Here is an 18,648-nt window from a genome sequence, read left to right as displayed (position 1 = left end):
GTAAGACTGGCATTGCAGTTGTAAAATTAATGCTAGAGATAGCTAAAATAAAGCATAAGTTATTGCCAAACCGAGATGTTGCCAGAGCCAAATATCGATGATGTGCAAGAGCCAATTACGAGTGCGCCAGCAGAAGTCAGAAAAATCATTGAGGAAGTATGGCATCTCGAAAAAAGTAGGCTAGATAAAAAAAGTAATAGCCCCATTAACGATGATATTTTGAAGATTGTGAAGGAAGCAGTACAATGAAGCTAACTTCTATTAAACTGTGTAACTTTCGCTCTTTTTATGGCAGAACTCCCGAGATAGTTTTAGCTGGGGGAGACATTCTCAACACCACAATTATTCATGGCAATAATGGAGCCGGAAAAACCAGTTTACTTAATGCCTTTACATGGGTATTATATGAGAAGTTTAGTGCTGCTTTTGCCTCAACCGAACAGTTAGTCAATAAACGGGCGATCGCCGAAGCTAAAACCGGACAATCAGTAGAATGTTGGGTAGAAGTAACCTGGGAACACGAAGGTAAACGCTACAACGCCAAACGCCAATGTCGGATTTATAAAGATAAAACTGACTTCGATTTACTCAAAACTGAATTATTCATGCAAGTTGCTGGGGATGATGGGAGATGGTATTTCCCCTTGCAAAAACCAGAAGAAATAATTGGACAGATTTTACCGGCCAGTTTACATCAATACTTCTTTTTTGATGGTGAAAGAATCGAAGAAATAGTCCGTACTGACAAAAAAGCCGAAATTGCTGAAGCCATTAAAATTTTCTTAGGTGTGGAAGTTATTAATCGTTCCATCAAACATCTAGGTGAAGCTAAAAAAAGCTTAGAAAATGAGTTAAAAGCTATCGGTGACTCCGAAATTAAAAAGCTTTTAAAAGAACAAGAAAAACTAGAACAAGAAATTTCCACGATCAATACACGACAAACCGAAATCAAACAAGAGTTAGAATATCAGCAAACCTTTAAAAAAGAAACAGGTAATCATTTACGTGAACTAAGTGCAGCTAAAGAACTACAAGAAAGGCGACAAGAATTAGAAAATCAAAAAGCATCTTATCAAGAATCTTGGCGACAAACTAAAGAAGCACTGAAGAAAATAATTTCGGCGCGCGGTTATACAGTTTTATTATCCGAGACGACAACTCAATTTCGGACAATTCTCCATGATTTAAAACAACGCGGCGAATTAACTGCTGGAATTTCCCGAGAATTTATTAATGAACTACTCAAAGGTAAACGCTGTATTTGTGGTGCAGAATTAAATGAGGGAAATCATAGCCATACAAATGTCAGCCTCTGGTTAAATCAAGCAGGTTCTTCAATTGTTGAAGAAACAGCAATTCGTATGAGCGCGCAAGTAGACGAAATCGACAAACAAGCATTGGCTTTTTGGGAAGAAGTAGACAGAGAACAAGCCAGAATTAATCAGTTACGTCAAAATATTTCTCAAATAGAAAGTGAATTAGATAATATTCATGAACGCTTGCGTAAAGATGCTAACGAAGAAATTAGCAGTTTGCAAAAACGCTTAGATGAAATTGAAAGTAAAATTGATGAACTGCACAGAGAACAAGGTGCAAATCAACAGCAAATTATCCACTTAAAAGCTGAAATTGATGTTTTAGTTAAACAAATAGCTAAACAAAAACTTAACGAAGAAAAGCAGTTACTAGCCCAAAGACGCATTAACGCCACTCAAGATGCAATTGAAAGGTTAACTGAAGTCAGAAACCGCCAAGAAAAACAGTTTCGCTTACAGTTAGAAAAACGCTTACAAGAAATATTTACAGCAATATCTTTCGCACCGTATTTACCTAAAATTAGCGATAAATATGAATTAACTTTGGTAGAAAATACAGCAGGGATAGAATCACTTGTTGCAGCATCTACAGGCGAAAATCAAATTCTCAGTTTATCTTTTATTGCCAGCATTATTGATAGAGTCCGTGAATGGAGCGAAAAGCGCAAAATCTTAACAATACCTAATAGCAGCACTTTTCCCATTATCATGGATTCACCCTTTGGCAGTTTAGATGAAACTTACCGTCGCCGCATCGCTCAAACACTACCCCAATTAGCAAATCAACTAATAATTTTAGTGACTAAAACTCAATGGCGTGGTGAAGTTGAAGCCGAAATAGGCGATAGAATTGGGAGAGAATATGTGCTAGTTTACTATTCCTCAAAACCAGATTGTGAGCAAGATTATGTTGAATTAAACGGAGAAAGATATCCTTTAGTCAAGCAAAGTCCTAACGAGTTTGAATATACGGAAGTGATTGCTGTTGAACGCAATTGGTAATTGATTGTAGCTACATAATCTATAGCAATCTTCAATCATTCTTAAACAACAAGATACCCGATTTCTTAAATAATTTGGGTATCTACTACTTTGCACATAATACCCATACTGAATTCTGGCTTCTGACTCCTGAGTTTTTAATTGATAAATTTTATTTATCGTTTTAAGAAAAAAGACTATTTGCTTCTATCTAGGTGCTAGCCATAATATTTACTTCATACACAGCTAAGGTTCCTTGCTGACACAAAATATCAACTTCATTGATGGCAATTCCCACATAACCTTAGAGGTTTTAGTGGCTTAGTTTACCTTAGGTAATAAATTATGAATTGGTTAACTAGTACAATAATTATTGGCATTTCCGTTGCTTTTGCAACTACGTTTGACGACAATTTATATTTGACAGCTTTTTTTGGTAAAGTCAATCGCACCTTTCGCCCGCAAAATATTATCATTGGTGAAATTTTAGGGTTCACATTTTTAGTAATTGCTAGCCTGCCTGGTTTTTTTGGTGGTTTGATTTTACCAGCCTCTTGGGTGGGCTTACTCGGTTTCTTACCAATTGCTATTGGCATTAACCATTTATTGACTAAAGAACAGCAAGAAGAAACAGTGCAGGATGTTTCAATTGACTTTCACGCTTCTAACACAGATAAACGCCGTAAAAAGTCCTTATGGAATATCTTACGCGATCGCCAAACTTATCGTGTCTCCGCAGTAACTATTGCTAATGGCGGTAACAATATCGGCATCTATGTACCATTGTTTGCTAGTAGTAATCTGCCCAATTTAGCTGTAATTATTAGTATTTGCTATTGCGCAGTGGGAGTCTGGTGTTTTTTATCTTACTATTTAGTCCGTAATCCCCTCATGGCTCCGATTTTAACACGCCATGCCCGCAAAGTTTTTCCCTTTGTCTTGATTTACTTGGGATGTTCTATTTTAATTAAAAGCGAGTCTTATCAACTGTTACCAAATATAGCGATGTTTTCTAGGTAACATCGCTCATTTATCTTGAATACTTCCAATTCTGTGCAGATTTAATCTAGCGCAGATATCAAAATAAGATTTTACGGATATTGGGAAGGCGATCGCATCAGTGACTAATTCAGCTAAACTTTTCCTATCACCCTGATTTTACAACGCCACTGGTTTTGGCGGTGAAGGGTTACAGTTAAGAAAAAGGGAGTAGGTTATGGTTGCGAGTCCAGACACAAATTATCTGTCTCCTCAAGAATATTTAGAATGGGAAGAACGCCAAAATATTAAATATGAATATGTCAATGGTGAAGTTTTCTCCATGACTGGGGGAACGTTACCTCATACTAGTATCGCTCTCAACTTAGCATCAGCATTAAAAACTCATCTACGGGGCGGTTTATGTCGTGCATTTATGTCTGATGCAAAAGTAGCTGTATCTGAGAATGGGCCTTTTTACTACCCTGATGTTGTAGTAAGCTGTGATGAACGCGATAGACAAGCGATTAAATTTCTTCAGTATCCTTGTTTAATTGTAGAAGTTCTTTCTCCTAGTACCGAAGCTTACGACAGAGGTACTAAATTCAAACAATATCGCCGTATTGAAACTTTACAAGAATATGTCCTGATTGATGGAGAAAAAATTAGTTTAGATTATTTTCAGCTAAATGAAAAAGGAATTTGGGAGTTACAATCTTACGAAGAAGGTGATGAGGTTTATTTACAGACGGTAGATTTTCGGTTTCCTCTATCTTTAATATATGAAGATGTGTTTTTGGGCTAATTTATATATATTGAAGATATATAGCAGTCCTAAATCATTTGTAAAATTTCTATATCTTTTTCTTCTTTCTTACCTTTGCGTCCTTGGCGTTCTTGGCGGTAGCCTGCGGCAAGCCGCTTACGCGTCTACGTTTCTATATCTATGTTTTTCACGACTCATTTAGGATTGCTATAAGATGCGATCGCTTTTAGCTTTCGGTTATCATAGCTACAACGTAAATCTTCAAATCAATGGCTGCGAATAGAATCAAGGTTGCAAAAGATAAAGCCGAGTTAGTCAAATCTTTAGTCGCATCAAAAGATACCACAGGGCCTTTTCAAACCTATGTAGAAGTGATGGTGTTTGCCGCAGCCTTGGGTGTGAAATATAAAAAGCGTATACCTTTAGGTGAGACGAATAAAAGAGAACCTTATCCCATTCCCCAAGAAAACTTTGTTTCTCTGGGACACGAACTTATTATTAAATTGTTGGCAATTAATGAAACACAAGATATAGAAATTCTTTCTTCCCGTGAGGAAGAATATGAAGATAAACGTACCCAAATTTTTGAAGAATACGCCAATGGCGGGCTAGAAATTTTACAAACTGAATTACGTGGAGCAGTAGATTATTCAGAGCGTATTCTTTTATTCTTAATTGCCGAAAAAGATCATAAAGAACCTATAGATGAAGAATTTGACCTTAGTAGATTTTTAAGTTAGTTTTGAAATCTGCTGAATAAAATTATGAATAACTTAAATTATTACTATAAGACTCATATTTAGTTTTTGAACAAAAGAGGACTACGCCATTCAGAGTTCGTGTGTGGACTCTGAAGAATCCCCCGACTTTTCGTTTAAATGAGCGTAGCGAAATTTAAACAGTCGAGGGAGTGTCAAACAAAACATTAATCACTTAACTCCAGCCGTCCTCTATAGCCAGTAACAATACGGCTACCATCCTTGAGAATATGGATTTCTATTTGGTCACTAGCCCAAGTAATTTGGTCGGCTAAAGCGGGGTTAAAGACATTCACTCGTTGATTGCTAGAAGAAACAGGAGAATTAGGCGAATTAATTGCTAAAGATTCTACAAAGGGGCCATCAATTAAAATATCTAGTTGTTCTAATAATGCTTGCGAACCAGGAGGTGCAGATTCAGATTGCAGTTGTTTGAGGGTGAACCCACTAAAAGACATAACATTTAGTCCAGCCGCTTTGAGTTTTTTTGCCAAGGCTGCTAGTGCAGGTGCTTGCCAAAACGGTTCGCCACCAGAGAAGGTAACACCCGTATTTTTCGGTTTACTGAGGATTTGTTCAGCCAGGCTATCTACAGAAATGAGTTGCTTAATCTCAAATGGCCAAGACTCAAGATTAAAACAACCAGGACACTCACGCAGACAACCTTGCACCCAAATCACAGCACGACAACCAGGGCCATTCACTTCTGATTCGTCAACGTAGCCCATAATGTTGAGGTGGCCAGGGGGAATTTCCGGAAGAATTGGTTTAGTTTCCATCTGTTTTTTCTTAGTGAAACTATAACGATGCAATTGAGATATGACTGGGATAGGATTGACGCACAATGATTCTCTGTTGAAACTGGGTTGAGGAAAGTTAGCGGCTACAATTTTGGTTCCTGGCTCGACTTGAGCTTACCCCTGCTCGCTTGCTTCGCCAAACCCTTGATTTTGCGTTTTCATAGATCATTCCTCTAGGAATTTTGTCAGCCAAGTTATTGAGTAAATTAATTGTCAATGTAAGTTGATGGATGCGCTGCAATTAATTTGACGAAACTGGATTGAGTTTACATTAATCGGCATCGGCGATCCTCCAGAGTCAATCTCACACCAAAATTTAACACTCAAAGATGAGGAATTTGTGAAGAGTCAACTCTGCGTCAATCAAAGTTGCTCTCAACAAACTCTGAATGTCGCTTGCTCATATACTAAAAAAGTACTTCTCGATAATTTGAGCTAGATGAAGAGATTATAGGCATTTACGTAAATATTTCGGGTTACGTTATATTTATTAATAACACTCTGACTTCAGTACATATATTATTATCGCTAATATGCCATCTAATGCAATTGAAAAAATTCTGGTGTAGTGACAATTTTTTTCATATAGACCAGAAAATCAGACACAAAATCTAGAAAGTTTAATGGGTGTTTTAAATATCAACTAGTAATTTGATCAACTTGTGAACTTTAATAATAACAAAATGTTTAATAAACAAATAAAGATTCTCTTAGTTGATGATCATCAAGAAGATTTAATTTTGCTCTCTCAAATTCTTGAAGCTCAAAATTATCTGGTAGAAAAATTTACGTCTGCTAAAAATGCTATTAATGCAGTAATTAAAGCACAACCTGATTTAATTTTAGTTGATATTTTATTACCAAACATGGATAGTTATGCCATTTGTCAGTGGCTGCAAACTAATCCCCATACTCAACATATTCCCATAATTTTTTTGAGTCCAATAGAAAATTTAACAGAAAAACATAAATTTTTTCAACTAGGTGCTGTTGACTATATTAGTAAACCATTATGCACTGAGGAAATTTTAGTCAGAATCAAAAGTCACATTCAATTCAACCAACACCCAATCAATCAGCCTATAACTAATGAAATTATTGTTTGGCATCAGTACGATAAACAAAGAAACTGTGATTTCAAATCAGTTGAAAGATGTGAATCTATCACCGCACCATTAAAATTTGCTTCCTACCAAACACAGTTATTAGAACAAGAAAAACAAGCTTGCGCAGCACTCAATCAACAAAATCTACAACTACAGCAGGAGATTCAAGAACGCTTATTAGTAGAAGCTGCCTTAAAAAATAGCGAAAAAAAATATCGTCATTTAGTCGAGACATCCCAAGACATTATTTGGTCAGTTGATATCAAAGGTAAAATTACCTTTGTGAAAGCGGCTACCCAACAAGTTTATGGCTACGAAATCGCCGAAATGATCGGCTGTCACTGGGTAGATTTTGTCGTGAGTAAAGAATTAGACAATCTGCAAGAAATTTTCCAGCAACTACTTCAGGGAGAGTCAGTTTTTCGGTTTGAAATTACTTGCGTGGCGAAAGATGGTAGTCTAATTTATCTGGTTGTGCAAGCGATCGCTTTACGTAATGAAAATAATCAAGTCATAGGAGTCACAGGTACAGCTAGTAACATTACAGAATACAAACGGATTGAACAAGCCTTAACAGCCATTACTATCAAACTCCGCAACCATAACTTAGTATTAACAGAACTAGCAAAAAATCCAGTATTTTATCAAGGCAACCTCACAGCGGCCTTTCAAGCAATTACAGAAGCTGCTACAAAAAATATCGAAGTAGAAAGAGCCAGCATCTGGCTATATAACACCAAGGCTACTCATATTCAGTGTGTTGATTTATTTGAGCAACTTCACCACAAACACACTCAAGGACGTTCCCTATCAGTTGTCGACTATCCTCAATATTTTCAAGCTTTACAGCAAGAAGAAGTCATAGCAGTGGAGGATGCCCACACAGACCCGCGCACCCAAGAATTTTCTCAACCTTACTTAGCCTTAAACATCAGTTCTATCTTAGATACCCCTGTGCGATTGGGCGGAAAAACAGTAGGTGTTTTGTGTCTAGAAGCCTTAGGTAAGGTGCGTTCTTGGACACTGGAAGACCAAAACTTTACGCGTTCTTTGTGCAATTTAATTTCCTTAGCACTAGAGGCACGCGAACGTCAACGAGCCGAAGCCGCACGCCGCGCTTCGGAAGAAAAGTTAGCTTCGGCTTTTAGATCCTCTCCTGACCCGATTGCTTTGTCTACCTTTCCTCAAGGGCATTATATCGAAGTTAACGATAGTTTTTGTCGATTGTTTGGTTATGCTCGCAGTCAGGTAATTGGTTGTACAGCCGAAGAATTAAATATTTGGGCTAATCCGGAAGAATCTGTTTTGCTGGCTAAAATCTTGCCACAAACCAAAGCTCTACGCAACTATGAAGTTGATTTCCGTACCGCTAATGGGGAAATCAAAACAATGCTGTTAAGTGCCGAACTGATTGAAATTGATGGGCAGAAGTATTTTTTAGGTACAGCAAAAGATATTACGGAACGTAAGCAAGCAGAAAATGAAAGCAGATTGTTGCTGTTAACATCACAAGCTATTACCCGCACAGTTGATGTGAAAAGTGCTTTAAAACTAGTATTGCGCTTAATCTGCCACTCGATTAGCTGGGATTTTGGTGAAGCATGGTTGTTGAGTGATGATGGTCAGGTTTTAGAGCATAGTTTAAGCTGGTACGAAGCCGAAAGCGGTTTAGAAGCATTTTGTCAAGCTAGCCAAACCATGAAATTTGCCCCAGGAGAGGCTTTACCAGGAAGAGTTTGGCAAACAAAGCAACCAGAATGGATTGCAGATGTTTCTGCAACTGCCCATCCAACTTTTTGGCGATCGCCAGCTGCTGCTAAAGTCGGCTTAAAAGCTGGCTTTGCTGTGCCAATTGTGGCAGATGGCGAAGTTTTAGCTGTATTAGTTTTTTTTAAACGCACTTGTGTCGCCGTTGATAAGCGTTTGTTGATGTTAGTGGGGACTGTGGCTACTCAGTTGGGTAGTTTAATTCAACGCAAACTCATCGAAGCTGCCCACAGAATAAGTGAAGAAAGATTGCAACTAGCCCTAGCAGCCAGCAACTTAGGTTTGTGGGATTGGAATATTCAAACTGGCAAAATTTACCGTGATTGGCAGTGGTGTCAAATGCTAGGCTATGCAGAAAACGAACTGGAAGATAATCTACAATCCTTTGAGCAACTAGTCCACCCACAAGATTTACCAGCCGTCATGTCTGCTTTAAATGAGCATTTTCAAGATATGAAAGCTGTTTATGAAGTAGAATTTCGGATGTGCTGTGCCTCTGGTGAATGGAAGTGGATACAATCTCGCGGGAAAATTGTCGAACGTGATGATTTCGGTCAGCCACTACGAATGACAGGCACTCATAAAGATATCACTGAACGCAAAACATTAGAACAAGAACTAGCAAGACGAGAAGCTCATTTCAACGCATTTTTTAGTAATGCACCTGTTGGGATGAGCATTTTAGATAATCAATTGCGGTTTGTGCAGATTAATGAAGTTTTAGCAGATATTAATGGCACTTCCCAACAAGAGCATATTGGCAAAAAAATACATGAAGTTATACCCCAAATCGCAGTTTTGGTAGAACCACAATACCAACAAGTGCTATCGACTGGTCAACCGATGCTGAATGTCGAAATCACTACCCCTACCCCTCAATACCCAGAAATTCTGCGTTATTTCTTAGTTTCTTATTTTCCGATTCCTTGTGTGGGTAGCAGTTCTGGAGTAGGTACAGTAGTGGTAGAAATCAGCGATCGCAAGCGTGCTGAACTAGCCTTACAAGAAAATCGCTTGCGCTATCAAACCTTAGCCGAAGCTTCACCAGTAGGGATATATCATACTGATCGCTTCAGCAATTGTGTTTATCTTAATCAACGCTGGTGTGAAATTACTGGCTTAAGCCAAACAGAAGGTTTAGGCACAGGTTGGACAAAAGTTCTACATCCTGAAGATTTCGAGCTTGTCTTTGCTACATGGTCTCAGGCAGCAGCCACCAAATCTCAATTCATGTGTGAGCATCGTTTTTTGCGTCCTGATGGTAAAACAATCTGGGTGATTTGCCAAGCTGTACCAGAACTAGATGAAAACGGAGAAATTAAAGGACACGTCGGCACAATTACAGATATTACCGAAAGAAAATTCGCCGAAGAAGCCTTGCGCGAAAGTGCCGAACGAGAAAAAGCGATCGCCCAAGTCATTCAACGAATGCGCCAGACTCTTGATTTAGAGACAATTTTTGCCGCCACCACCGCCGAATTACGCGAAGTTCTCAATTGCGATCGGGTTGTTGTCTATCGTTTTCAACCTGACTGGAGTGGTGAATTTGTTGCTGAGTCAGTCACAGACGGATGGAATTCACTCATAGACAAACAGACATTCGATCCCTTACTCACAGAAAACGTCTTAGAACATAGTAACTGTCTAGTGTCGATGATCGGATATAAAAACCCGACAATTCAAGACACTTATCTACAAGCCACCCAAGGAGGTTTTTACAACCTAGGTACAAGTTTTCGCTGTGTTACAGACATTTATGAAGCTGGTTTTGATGAGTGTTACATCAACTTATTAGAACATCTCCAAGCCAAAGCTTATGTTATCGTGCCAATTTTTTGTGGTAGTCAACTGTGGGGATTATTAGCCAGTTTCCAAAATTCCAGTTCCCGCCAATGGAAAACGGGAGAAATTAACATTGCTGTGCAGATTGGCAATCATTTAGGCGTAGCCTTGCAGCAAGCGCAATTGCTGACACAAACTCAACAACAGTCACAAGCTTTGCAAAAAGCCGTCGTGGCTGCTGATGCTGCTAACCGCGCTAAAAGTGAGTTTCTTGCCAACATGAGTCACGAATTGCGTACACCTCTTAATGCTATTCTTGGCTTTGCCCAAGTGATGAACTACGACAATACACTTTGCTATGAACATCAGCAAAATTTAGCAATTATTAATCGGGCTGGCGAACATTTACTCAACTTAATTAATGACATTTTAGAAATGTCTAAAATTGAAGCTGGTAGAACTACATTAAATATCAGTAGTTTTGACCTGATAGCATTATTAGATAATCTCCAAGAAATGTTGCGTTTACGCGCTATTTCTAAAGGTTTAGAATTGATATTTGAATATGCATCAGAAATACCGCAGTATGTCCAAACAGACGAAAGTAAACTGCGACAAGTTTTACTCAACCTTTTGGGGAATGCGATTAAATTTACCAATACTGGCAGTGTCAAGCTAAGTGTTCATGGACAAAGAGAAACATTGTCTCCTGAGTGTCCTTGCTACTCTCTCATATTTGCAGTACAAGATACAGGTGTCGGGATTAACTCTCAAGAAATGGGTTTGTTATTTCAAGCTTTTGGACAAACTGAAATCGGCAAGAAATCGCAACAGGGAACTGGGTTAGGTTTAGCAATTAGTCGCAAATATGTGCAACTGATGGGAGGGGATATTACTGTTAGCAGTAGTGTAGGTATGGGGAGTACATTTACTTTCAATATTGAGGTGAGTTTAGCGACTGTTCATAAAGTTCCGATCCAAAAAAATCAACATCGGGTGATTGGTTTAGCACCAGGACAAAATGAGTATCGAATTTTGGTGGTGGATGATGTCTGTGAAAGTCGTTGGCCACTCGTGAAATTACTACAATTAATTGGTTTTTCTGTCCAGGAAGCAACAAATGGAAAAGAAGCGATCGCACTCTGGCAAAAATGGCAACCCCACCTAATTTTTATGGATATGCGAATGCCTGTCATGGATGGTTATGCAGCCACGCGAGTAATTAAATCTACAAATAATCTAGAAAGCTCTGCTCATAATTCTCCTATTATTATTGCCTTGACTGCTAATGCCTTTGAAGAACAAAGAGAAGCAATATTAACAGCAGGTTGTCACGATTTGATTAACAAACCGTTTCGAGAAAAGCTCATCTTAGAAAAAATCAATGAATATTTAGGTGTTAACTATCTTTATCAAGAAGACAATCAAATTCCCTCAGATAATTTACCAGATAATGTGCAGCCTTTAGTTACCGAAAAAGACTTAGTTAATTGGTTATCACAAATGCCCAATACTTGGCTTTCCCGCATATATCATGCCGCCGCTCAATGCAGTGATGATTTAATTTTAAATTTAATGGCAGAACCATTCATTAATAATCACAATATCAAACAATATTTATTAGATTTGGCTCAGGAATTTCAGTTTGAAACCATTATGAAGTTAATTAGAATGACTTTTGAACAAAGTCAAAAAGATTAGATAGTAATATTTAGCTGATTTCTCAAATTTCGACTACAGGTAACAGTACTTGAGAACTTGTATCGCCACCACAATTGATGGTTAAAGTGATAATTTGAGCCTGAAGTAAACTATCACTACTCATAATGGGGCCATTACCAGAGTTCATGGCATAGGCAGGAAAACACGCTGCACTTAAACTTAAACGTAAAGCACTACCTTTGTTAATACGTACACAAGTAGTTTGTAATTGAATTTTTAGCGGTAGAGGTGTTTGTTGTTGACAATGCAAATAACCTTGGGTCAAGTTAAATACACGTCCATCAGGCTGCACTTGAGATAACACCGCACACATATCATAACTTGGTTGATCGGCACGACAATCAATTTCTACGATGACATTGCCTAATAAATGTAAGTCTGCGGTTAACGGCTGGCTAGTATAAGTTAAAACATCAGCACGGCAATCGATATGCGATCGCTCAAATACACCCGCAGGTATGCCGGCATGACCACCCAAGGAAGGTACAGGCCGCCAAGGGTCGTGAACTAATACGTCTTGAGTAAGGAGTGCTGAGTGCTGAGTGCTGAGTGCTGAGTCTTCACGGATGGTCGCTAACCCGGTAGTTGACAAAAAATAGGATTTCTGATTAGCTATATTTAAGTTAGGGAAAGTGCGCCAAATATTACTTCCCATTTCAAACAGGCAAATAGACGACTCCGACAGCAAGCCTGTATCAATATCTTTGAGAAATTGATCAAACCAACGAATTTGCATTTTATCTACAGGGCTGGCGGCTTTTGCACCAAAATCCATCTCCCCGACTTTACGCCCCCAAGGTAAATGCGCCCAAGGCCCAACTAATAAATGTTGAGCTTGAGTGCTGCGGGCTAGCATATCTTGATACAAATGCAGTGTACCGCGCAGGTAAGTATCAAACCAGCCCCCAATATGGAACATAGGCAAGTCAACCGTCTGTAAGTGCTGTTTAGGTGATAGTTCTGCCCAGTAACTATCTAATTGAGGACGGGTTGCCCAGTCATGATAAAAGGAATCAGAGGCCAGCTGTTGCAGAATTTCGGGATGATTTAATGGTAAATTGCGCGCTGCCGCAAATAATTTTTGATACGCTGTGTTATCGCCCCGCAACCTTGCTGTTTCTGTGGCTAATTGAATTGCCCAGGCGAGATTTGTTTGCAAACAAAATGCGCCACCTTCATAAGCCCAATCTGTATATAAATCATAGCCAATCATCGCCGGGCAGATGGTTTTTAAGGCAGTAGGTTTAGCAGATGCGGCATATAATTGTGTCATTCCTTGATAGGAAAAACCATACATCCCAACTTTGCCATTACTCCCGGGTAGATGGGCTGCCCAATAAATGGTATCTTCACCATCAGCAATTTCATGGGCAAATAATTTAAATTCTCCGCCAGAAGTACCGCGTCCCCGAACATCTTGAATCACGACAATATAGCCGTGGGCAGCATACCAACTCGGATGGGCATAGACAACAGTAGATGCGATCGCTCTAGCATAGGGTTGTCGCATTAATAACACCGGAAAGTTTTCCGTAGCATCCGGGCGATAGATATCTGCATCTAGACGTGTGCCATCACGGGTATACATTGATGCAGTTTGTTTAGGTAAAACTTTATACATCACACAATAGATTGCTTGAATTACATAGTCGCACTATACAACTCAAAAGTCCAGATAATTTTGTAGACACACATCTTGCACCTAGCCCCAGCGAATGGAATTCGCGGCTATACAAACGTGCGTCCGCCTATCGCGCTTGCGCTGCGCTTGGCGCACCACACGGACTGACGAAAAGTCTAGGGTTTGAAACCCGCGCAGGCGGGTTTTGCCTGTGTAGCCGCGACTTCAGTCGCAGGCGTGCAAGATATGAATAGAGACGTTGTATATAACGTCTCTACTTATGCAGTTTTTAGGTTGATGTTTTTATTCCTCCGCCAATATTTCTAATAGTTGTGCTTCTGACATCTGAGAAATGCCTAAGGCTTGGGCTTTTTCTAATTTGGAACCAGCATCTTCTCCTACTACTAAATAGTCAGTCTTTTTACTCACAGAATCAGTGACTTTACCGCCAGCCTTTTGAATTAAAGCTTTGGCTTCATCTCGTTTTAAGGTAGGCAGTGTCCCTGTAATTACAAAAGTTTTTCCGGCAAACTTTTGCTCACCAGAACTGACTAATGATGTTTCTTCCGCCGCCAATTTTATACCTGTGGCTTGTAAACGCTCAATTAAAATTTGATTGGCTTCAATCTGAAACCACTGATAAACAGACTGGGCGATTTCAGCACCAATGCCATAAATACCTGCAATATCTGATTGCTTGGCTGTCTCTAATTTTTCTACGGTGGGGTACTTTTCGGTGATGAGTTGGGCATTGACGCTGCCGACATGACGAATGCCTAAACCATATAATACCCGAGACCAAGGTTGATTTTTTGATTGAGCGATCGCCATCACTAATTTTTCTGCCGATTTTTGCCCCATTCTTTCTAAGGTACATAATTTCTCGGCGGTCAACTCATACAAATCAGCCACAGAATGGACTAAACCTTTATCTACAAGTTGATGTACTAACTTTTCACCCACACCTTTAATATCTAAAGCATCACGGCTGACCCAATGTTCAATGGAACCCTTGAGAATTGCTGCACAAGAAGCATTTACACAACGAGTCACAGCCTCCCCTGATTCTCGCACCACTGACTGACCGCAAACTGGACAATAAGAAGGCATGACAAAAGGTTCGGTGTCATCGGGACGCAATTCTTTAATGACGCGTACCACTTCGGGGATGATTTCTCCGGCTTTACGAACAATGACAGTATCACCGATGCGGATGTCTAATTGAGCGATGCGATCGCTATTATGTAAAGTAGCGCGCGAAACTGTTGTCCCCGCTAACTGGACTGGACGCATTTGGGCTAACGGTGTTAACGCCCCAGTTCTACCCACATTCACCGCAATATTTTCCACACGCGTCGGTGCTTCTTCCGCCGGATATTTCAACGCCACCGCCCACCGCGGAAATTTTTGTGTGAACCCCAGCTGTTCTTGCAACTTAAAAGAGTTCAACTTCACCACTACCCCATCCGTCATATAGGGTAAATTCAGCCGTTCCGTATCCCAATACTCGTAGTATTCACCAACTTCCGCCAAGGCGGCACACAATTTATGATTGGGGTTGACGCGAAAACCCATCTTTTGCAGCAATTCCAACGCTTCCCACTGAGTATTGGCAATACTCGCATCATCCATCCCCGGAATATGCAGCGTATAAGCAAAAAAATCTAGCCGTCGTTGTGCCACAATACGCGAGTCTAGCTGTCGAAGTGTTCCAGCTGCGGCGTTGCGCGGGTTCGCAAATAATTGTTCACCTGCTTTTTGGCGTTCCTCATTAATTTGTTTAAATACTTCTAAAGGTAAAAATGCTTCACCACGCACTTCTACCCTTTCTATTGGTTCAATCGCACCAAAATTTAAGCGTAAAGGAATAGAGCGAATTGTTTTCACATTTTGGGTAATGTCTTCACCTGCTACCCCATCACCTCTAGTCGCACCCCTAACCAAAACTCCATTTTCATAGGTAAGTGCCAAAGCCGAACCATCAATTTTCAGTTCCGAGACATATTCTACCGAGTCTATTGTAGGTAGTTGTCGCCGCCACCGTTGATCCCAAGCTTGCAACTCATCAACATTAAAAGCATTCTCCAAACTATACAAGGGGATGTGATGCCGTACCGAAGTAAAATGTGTTGCTGGCCTTTCACCTACGCGCTGCGTCGGACTATCCGGTGCGATTAATTCGGGATACTGAATTTCCAAATCCTGCAATTCTCGATAAAACTTGTCATAGACCGCATCTTCCATAATTGGCGCGTCTAAAACATAATAAGCGTAACTAGCTCGTTGCAAAAGTTGGCGTAGTTCTTCTACGCGTTTTACCTCAGTTTGAATCTGTGTCATGGGATTGATTACGGAATACCTAGGCGAATAGAAGTTAAAGATAATATTTAAATTTTGTGAGTCAATTGATAATTATCACAAATAATTTAGATAAATCAGACACACCCCTCTAGAGTACTCGCTGTTACCTCTATATTGGCATCCGCCAGGTGGTTTAATGTGGCAATATCAAATATATGACTTAAATAGTTGCCGACTGCACACTTGCCTTGAACACCAAAATCCCTATTGTAATTGCCCATCGTGGTGCTAGTGGCTATCTTCCAGAGCATACCTTAGCCGCCTATGAATTAGCTATTAATTTAGGGGCTGACTATATTGAACCCGATTTAGTTGCTACTAAAGATGGGGTTTTAATTGCGCGTCACGAAAATGAAATTTCCCAAACTACAGATGTTGCTCATCATCGTGAATTTGCCCATTTACACACTACTAAAATCATTGATGGTGAAACCAAAACGGGCTGGTTTACCGAAGACTTTACCCTAGCAGAAATTAAAACTCTCAAAGCCACAGAACGGATTCCCCAAATACGCCTGGCAAATACAAAATATAATGGGCTGTGGGAAATTCCTACCCTACAAGAAATTATTGATTTAGCTAAACACAAAACTGCTACTCTGGGAAGAAAGATTGGGATTTACCCAGAGACAAAACATCCTAGTTATTTTCAATCTATAGGTTTGCCCTTAGAAGATAATTTACTTACTACTCTCATCACCAACGATTATCAAGGCGCAAATGCATCTGTTTTTATTCAGTCTTTTGAAGTCGCAAATTTGCAATATTTAGCACAGAAAACTAATTTACCGTTAGTCCAACTGATTAATTTAACGGGTCAACCTTATGATGTGATTTTACGTGGTGAAAGTCAGACCTATGCGGATTTAATCACCACATCAGGTTTAGAATCAATCGCTGAATATGCTCAAGCAATAGGCATTCATAAAGATATTTTAGTGCCGAAAGATAGTACAGGTAAGTTACAAGCTGCCACAAATTTAGTGCAGGATGCCCATGCAGTTGGGTTACAAGTACATATTTGGACTTTTCGCAATGAAGATTGCTTTTTACCTTTAGATTTTTTAGGTGATCCCGAAAAAGAAGCCGAACTATTTTTCAATTTAGGTGTTGATGGCGTATTTAGTGACTTTGCCGATCTTGCTGTAGCTGTGCGCGATCGCCTGAGCCAAAATAACGTGAATCATTAATTATAATCTAAGTTGGATTAGTAATAGTAGGCTCCTGCGATACTATTTTTATAATGTAAACCATATCACCCATTACTTATGGAGCCAGACTCTCTACCAACCGAGGTTATTCTGACGCACCCGCGTCAGTCCCTCGGTAAAGTCCAACTCGACTGGACACCCCAACCAGGAAACTATCTCGATTTTCAAGGTAAAACCTACGCTGTTTTAGAACGTCGCCATAGATATCAATTTAAATCTGGGCGTTATCGGTTGTATAATATCGCCCTTTACGTCCAGTCTGCTCAAAGACCAGCAGAAAAAAGCTTAGTAGATGGGCGTTGGATAGTTGGTGATGCTACTTGTGTGTTTAACGCCCATTCAGAAATTGTGCGCTGTGCAGTTAACCCGCACGGCCCCTGTCAAGACTGTCGCTACTATGAACAAGCATGAATTATGAAGTATGAATTATTTTCGACTTCAGACTTCACAATTCCGACTTCAGCATTTCCCCTACTGTTAACCGCATACCATTAACAAAATCCCATCCCGACTGGGGACGTTTACCTGCTAGCTGAACTTCTCGTAATAATAATAAACCTTCACCAGTTTGGGCGATCGCTCCTATTCCCTTGGCAATGCTTACTATTTCACCTGGACTCCCAGATATAGTGGATAACTCAGCAAATTTTGGACGTAACTTTTCTAATTCTGGTGGTAGTTCCGCCACGTAAGTAGTACCAAGGGGAAAGGAGGCTGTAATTTTGAGAGTTTGCTGACGAAAAGTCGTAAAACAATGGGGATAAAAACCCCGAATTTGATTATGTAACTGTATGGCACTCTTTGACCAATCTAATTCGTAATCTGGCTTTTGAATCAAAGATGCATACGTAGCCTCTGAGTTATCTTGAGGAATTGCTTCAATTTCTTGATGCTTGAGCTTTAACAAAGTTTCTATTAATAAATCTCCACCAATTGTGGCTAATCTTGCCGCTAAATTGTCAGCATTATCTAACAAATTAATCGGTGTGGTTGCTTTTAATAACATCGCCCCTGTATCCATCCCAGCATCCATCAACATCGTGGTAATTCCTGTTTCTGGTTCACCGTGATAAATACACCACTGAATCGGAGCCGCACCGCGATATTTCGGTAAAATTGAACCATGCACGTTAATACAACCTAATTTGGGCATATTCAAGATTTTTTTTGACAAAATCTGTCCATAGGCTACGACTACAAAGGCATCAGCATGAGTGTTTTGTAAGTTTGTCAATGTTTCCCCATCTTTTTTGACTCTTTCGGGTTGCCAAACAGGCAAATTGTGATGGAGAGCAACTGTTTTGACTGGCGAAGGAGTTAGTTTATTTCCTCGTTCCCGACGTTTATCTGGTTGGGTAACAACAGCTAAAACTTCAAATTCCGGGTGGTTCAGTAATTTTTCGAGAGTAGGAACCGCAAATTCTGGAGTACCAAAAAATACAATTTTCATTAGTCAAGATTTGAGAGTTGCTAAAATCG

General features: G+C 39.7%; 12 protein-coding genes. 8 read left to right on the top strand and 4 right to left on the bottom strand.

Going from position 1 to position 18,648, the window contains the following annotated elements; genetic code table 11:
* Nucleotides 1–75: 75 nt before the first annotated feature.
* From H6G69_RS03920 to H6G69_RS03900, 5 genes are all read left to right on the top strand, one after another.
* Entirely contained in the window at nucleotides 76–249 is a 174-nt protein-coding gene (locus tag H6G69_RS03920) for a hypothetical protein (protein WP_190681860.1), read from the top strand.
* Entirely contained in the window at nucleotides 246–2,318 is a 2,073-nt protein-coding gene (locus H6G69_RS03915) for an AAA family ATPase (RefSeq protein WP_190681857.1), read from the top strand. Before H6G69_RS03920 ends, H6G69_RS03915 begins: the two co-directional genes overlap by 4 nt.
* Before the next feature lie 324 nt (nucleotides 2,319–2,642).
* Nucleotides 2,643–3,317, top strand: coding sequence for a cadmium resistance transporter (locus tag H6G69_RS03910; protein ID WP_190681855.1), 675 nt, complete (start codon nucleotides 2,643–2,645; stop codon nucleotides 3,315–3,317).
* A 196-nt stretch (nucleotides 3,318–3,513) separates the two neighbouring features.
* A complete protein-coding gene (locus H6G69_RS03905) occupies nucleotides 3,514–4,080 on the top strand; it encodes a Uma2 family endonuclease (RefSeq protein ID WP_190681852.1) in 567 nt (188 codons plus the stop codon).
* Nucleotides 4,081–4,310: 230 nt separating this feature from the next.
* Nucleotides 4,311–4,781 carry a DNA phosphorothioation-associated protein 4 gene (locus H6G69_RS03900; RefSeq protein ID WP_190681848.1) on the top strand — a complete coding sequence of 157 codons (471 nt, stop codon included), beginning with the start codon at nucleotides 4,311–4,313 and terminating at the stop codon, nucleotides 4,779–4,781.
* 185 nt (nucleotides 4,782–4,966) lie between these two features.
* Here H6G69_RS03900 and H6G69_RS03895 read toward each other — a convergent pair whose 3' ends face one another.
* The gene (locus tag H6G69_RS03895) at nucleotides 4,967–5,578 is read right to left on the bottom strand and encodes a 4Fe-4S single cluster domain-containing protein (RefSeq protein WP_190681845.1); all 612 of its coding nucleotides are present in this window, start codon (nucleotides 5,576–5,578) and stop codon (nucleotides 4,967–4,969) included.
* A 704-nt stretch (nucleotides 5,579–6,282) separates the two neighbouring features.
* On the opposite strand from H6G69_RS03895, the gene H6G69_RS03890 reads away from it, so the two are divergent.
* On the top strand, nucleotides 6,283–11,955 hold the full coding sequence (locus H6G69_RS03890; RefSeq protein WP_190681842.1) for a PAS domain S-box protein: 5,673 nt from the start codon (nucleotides 6,283–6,285) through the stop codon (nucleotides 11,953–11,955).
* A gap of 22 nt (nucleotides 11,956–11,977) precedes the next feature.
* Here H6G69_RS03890 and H6G69_RS03885 read toward each other — a convergent pair whose 3' ends face one another.
* Together H6G69_RS03885 and ligA are read right to left on the bottom strand one after the other, a co-directional pair.
* Entirely contained in the window at nucleotides 11,978–13,597 is a 1,620-nt protein-coding gene (locus H6G69_RS03885; RefSeq protein WP_190681839.1) for a CocE/NonD family hydrolase, read from the bottom strand.
* 303 nt (nucleotides 13,598–13,900) lie between these two features.
* Nucleotides 13,901–15,937 (bottom strand): NAD-dependent DNA ligase LigA, encoded by a 2,037-nt coding sequence (ligA, locus tag H6G69_RS03880; protein ID WP_190681836.1) that lies wholly within the window; start codon nucleotides 15,935–15,937, stop codon nucleotides 13,901–13,903.
* A gap of 209 nt (nucleotides 15,938–16,146) precedes the next feature.
* On the opposite strand from ligA, the gene H6G69_RS03875 reads away from it, so the two are divergent.
* Both H6G69_RS03875 and H6G69_RS03870 read left to right on the top strand, forming a co-directional pair.
* Nucleotides 16,147–17,148, top strand: a complete 1,002-nt coding sequence (locus H6G69_RS03875; protein WP_190681833.1) for a glycerophosphodiester phosphodiesterase — start codon at nucleotides 16,147–16,149, stop codon at nucleotides 17,146–17,148.
* A 78-nt stretch (nucleotides 17,149–17,226) separates the two neighbouring features.
* Entirely contained in the window at nucleotides 17,227–17,580 is a 354-nt protein-coding gene (locus tag H6G69_RS03870) for a DUF6464 family protein (RefSeq protein WP_190681830.1), read from the top strand.
* A gap of 34 nt (nucleotides 17,581–17,614) precedes the next feature.
* Here the strand turns inward: H6G69_RS03870 and fmt are convergent, their stop codons facing one another.
* Entirely contained in the window at nucleotides 17,615–18,619 is a 1,005-nt protein-coding gene (fmt, locus tag H6G69_RS03865) for a methionyl-tRNA formyltransferase (RefSeq protein ID WP_190681828.1), read from the bottom strand.
* Between the last annotated feature and the right edge of the window lie 29 nt (nucleotides 18,620–18,648).

It is taken from the genome of Nostoc sp. FACHB-110, assembly GCF_014697425.1.
In the GTDB taxonomy this organism is placed as follows: domain Bacteria; phylum Cyanobacteriota; class Cyanobacteriia; order Cyanobacteriales; family Nostocaceae; genus Nostoc_B.
Note: the sequence above shows the minus strand (reverse complement) of the source record. Positions and strands in the feature narration are given on the sequence as shown.